The following is a 3,771-nucleotide window of genomic DNA, read 5'->3' on the forward strand; positions in this document are numbered from 1 at the left end:
CAGCAGCCGGTTGAGGTCGCGCACCCCCTCGGTGTCCGGGTCCTGCGCGTCGGGGTCGGCGACGCGCCCGAAGAAGAGCGTGTTGTCGATGACGATGAGACCGCCCTGCCGGACGAGCTCCAGCGAACTCTCGTAGTAGCGGGTGTAGTTTGCCTTGTCCGCGTCGATGAAGACGAAGTCGAAGGAGCCGGGCCCGTCATCGGCCAGCAGCTTGGCCAGGGTGTCGTTCGCGTCGCCGATCCGCAGGTCGATCCGCGGCTCGACCCCGGCGCGCCGCCAGTAGTCGGCGCCGAACGCCGGCCACCGGTCGTCGATGTCGCAGGTCACCAGGCGTCCGTCGGCCGGCAGGGCGCGGGCCAGGCACAGGGTGCTGTAGCCGGTGAAGGTCCCGATCTCCAGCACGGACCGGGCCCCGGTCAGCCCGGCGAGGAGGGCCAGCAGCTGTCCTTCCTCGGCCATCACCTGCATGGCCCGCCCGGCGGGCAGCACCGCGGTGGCCTCGCGCAGCTCCCGCAGAACGGTGTCGTCGCGCAGGGACACCTCCCTGACGTAGTCGAGCAGTTCACCGGTGGCGGCTGTCTGGTGGGCCATGGAAACGGCCTTCCCCTCTGCTGTGTGAATTTCCGCTGTGTGAATTCGTCGAAGCAGTCGAAGTGGTCGAAGTGGTCGAAGCAGTGGATGTGCGCGTTGCGGGGAACGGGGAGTCAGTGCCTCGCGGGCCCTTCCGCACGGCCCTCTTACACGGCCCGAGGCCCCGTCGTGCCCGTCGCCTGGAACACGTTCTGATGTCGGAAGGACTCGTGTTCCTGGGCCCGTTCTCGCGCGTATGCCTGGAGCAGCGCGTCGAGGCGGTAGCGCCCGGCGACGGGAGGGTGCAGCAGATGCGCCTCGACCAGCGTGTCGAGGGCGTCCTCGGCGCTCTCCTCGGAGCAGTTGAGCATGGCGGCGACCCTGCCGCGCGAGGTGTGTGCGGCGTTGGCCGCGCCCAGCGCGGTGAACACGGCGGCCGGATCGACGCCGTTCGCGGCGCGGCGCGGCAGCTCCGTGTGGCCCGCGTCCAGGCTGGGCCGCACGTCCAGGTCGCCTATCCGCAGTGCGTCCAGCAAGTGCGGTGCGTCGGTGAGCCGTTGGGCGAGGTCGCCGAGGCTCCAGTGCGGGCGGTCCAGTTGGCGGGCGCCCGCGATGCGCAGCGCCAGCGGCAGGCCCGCGCACATCGCCACGACCGTGCGCGCGGCCTGCGGTTCGGCTTCGACGCGGGCGGGTCCGACGAGTCTGCCCAGCAGCTCCAGGGATTCGCGCTCGTCCAGCGGCGGCAGTGCGACGGTGTGCGCGCCCTCCAGGTCGGTGAGGCGCCGGCGGCTGGTGACCAGCAGTCGGCTGCCTCCGCTGCCCGGTACCAGCGGGCGGATCTGCGCGGTGCTGTCGGCGTCGTCGAGGAGCACCAGCAGGCGGTTGCCGGCGGTGAGGGAGCGGTAGAGCACCTCGCGCTCGTTCTCGTCGGCGGGGATGTCGCCTCGCGGGACGCCGAGGGCGGCCAGGAACCGGTTCAGCACCTCCGCGGCGGCCAGCGGCCGCTTTCGGCCGCCGAGTCCGGCGTAGAGCTGGCCGTCGGGGAAGGACTCCCGCAGCGCGTGGGCCGCGTGCAGGGCGAGCGCGCTCTTCCCGGTGCCGCCCCGGCCGGTGACGACGGCCGTGCCGACGGAGCCGGTCGGCAGGCCGGTGGCCGTCAGTACGCGGCGCAGCCGTTCCAGCGGCTCGTCGCGTGCGGTCAATTCGGGCGGTACGGCGGGAAGTTGTGCGGGCTTCGGGCGCAGTGCGCTGTGCCAGGGGCGGGCCGCGGGCGGCGCCGGGCGCGTCACGGAAGCGGTCTGCCGGGCGGGCCGCCCTCTGCCGGTCCGTTCGTCGGGGCGGTCGTCGGCCGAGAGGATGCGGCGCTGGACCTCGCGGAGGTCGGCGCCGGGTTCGGCCCCGAGCTGCTCCACGAGCAGGTCCCTGGTGCGCTGGTAGAGGGCGAGCGACTCGGACTGCCGGCCGGAGCGGAAGAGGGCGAGCATCAGCTTGCCGACGAGCGCTTCGCGCAGCGGGTTCTCCCTGACCAATCGCCAGAGCTCCGGGACGAGTTCGGCGTGCCGGCCGAGCGCCAGCTCGGCGTCGAAGCGCAGCTCCGTCGTCTGGAGCCGCAGCTCCTGGAGGTAGCGGCCCTCGACGTCGCGCAGGGTCTGGGACGGCACGTTGACCAGGGGCTCGTCGCGCCAGCCGGCGAGGGCCTCGGTGAGTTCGGCGCAGGAGTCCTCCATGTTGCCGACGTCGGCGTGGGCGGCCGCGCGGTGGCGGTGCGCGGTGAAGCGGCCGAGGTCGCTCTCGTCCTCGCCGAGCGCGATCAGGTAGCCCGGCGCGCGGGTGATGATGCGCGCGGACGCCTGCTCGCCGAGGACCTGCCGCAGCCGCATGACGTAGGTGCGTATGGTCGCGGCGGCGCTGGGCGGTGGGGATCCGTCCCAGACGTAGCCCGCGATCCGGTCCACGGAGACCACGTGGTTGACATTGAGCAACAGCGTCGCCAGGACGACGCGTTGCCTGGGGGCCGATACGTACACCTCCCGCGCGTTCAGCCGGACGGAAAGCGGGCCGAGCAGCAAGAATTCCAACGAACTCCCCATTCGTCCTGTTCGTCACGCAGGAGTCGTGACGGAGCGGGCCGTCTGGCGGTTCGCGGGCCCGTCGGCCAACGACGTCGAGCGAGACCTCCAGCATCTTGGGAGCGCTCTGAACCGGTCAACGATATGCCGAGATGTTTAGGCATATTCCTAGAGCCCTTACCGGGGGGCCATGTCATGTTTGACCTCTCCGTAGCCTGTTTTGTCCGTTTAGCGCGCTTGTGTGCCGCCCGGCGCGGCGCGCTGGAGATCGTTTCTGAATCAAATTCAAGCCGCCGCTCTCCGGCCCGCATCCCGGCCTTTCCCTGCGGGTTCACGCGAATTCAGATGGATGAGCGGTATTCGAAGTGCAAGTGTTCGAATTGATTTGCGCCCTTGCTGAGATTCAGCGGGGCGTGGCAGGGTGGGAATCACCGTACCCAGATCCTTCGGATCTGTGGAACCGTGAAGGGAAAATCCAGGCGACATGACTTCCTTACCCTCCGACAGCGGCCTTTGGTGCAGGCGCTTCCACCCCTCCCCGGCGGCGACGAGCCGCCTTGTGTGCTTCCCGCACGCGGGCGGCTCGGCGTCCTTCTACTTCCCGGTCTCCGGAGAATTGCGGGGCCCGACGGATGTCCTGGCCGTGCAGTATCCGGGACGGCAGGACCGCCGGGCGGAGCCGACCGTCGACGACCTCCGGGCCCTGGCCGACGAGGTGTTCGCGGCGCTCCGCGACTGGACCGGCCTGCCGCTGACCTTCTTCGGCCACAGCATGGGCGCCCTCGTCGCCTTCGAGGTGGCCCGGCGGTTCGAGGACGCGGGGCAGGGGATCGAGCACCTCTTCGTCTCCGGCCGCCGCGGCCCCGCGGTGCCGCACGAGGAGCGCCTGCACCTGCGCAGCGACGACGGCATCGTGGCCGCGGTCCGGGAGATGAGCGGCACGGACGAGAGCCTCCTGGAGGACGAGGAGCTGGTCCGCATGATGCTGCCCGCCCTCCGCGGCGACTTCCGCGCCGTGGAGACCTACCGCGGCGAGGCCGACGCGCTGCTCCAGTGCCCGATCACCGCCCTGGCGGGGGACCGGGACCCCAGGGCGCCCCTCGACGAGGTGCGCGAATGGAAGGCCCATACC

General features: G+C 71.1%; 3 protein-coding genes. 1 reads left to right on the forward strand and 2 read right to left on the reverse strand.

Going from position 1 to position 3,771, the window contains the following annotated elements; translation table 11 throughout:
- Positions 1-591, reverse strand: a 591-nt coding sequence (locus ACFU99_RS36870; RefSeq protein ID WP_384400985.1) for an O-methyltransferase, incomplete at its 3' end; no start/stop codon positions are given.
- Positions 592-737: 146 nt separating this feature from the next.
- Positions 738-2,648, reverse strand: a complete 1,911-nt coding sequence (locus tag ACFU99_RS36875) for a BTAD domain-containing putative transcriptional regulator (protein ID WP_384400988.1) — start codon at positions 2,646-2,648, stop codon at positions 738-740.
- 475 nt (positions 2,649-3,123) lie between these two features.
- On the opposite strand from ACFU99_RS36875, the gene ACFU99_RS36880 reads away from it, so the two are divergent.
- Positions 3,124-3,771, forward strand: a 648-nt coding sequence (locus tag ACFU99_RS36880) for a thioesterase II family protein (RefSeq protein ID WP_384400991.1), incomplete at its 3' end; no start/stop codon positions are given.

Source organism: Streptomyces sp. NPDC057654, assembly GCF_042800135.1.
GTDB lineage: Bacteria > Actinomycetota > Actinomycetes > Streptomycetales > Streptomycetaceae > Streptomyces.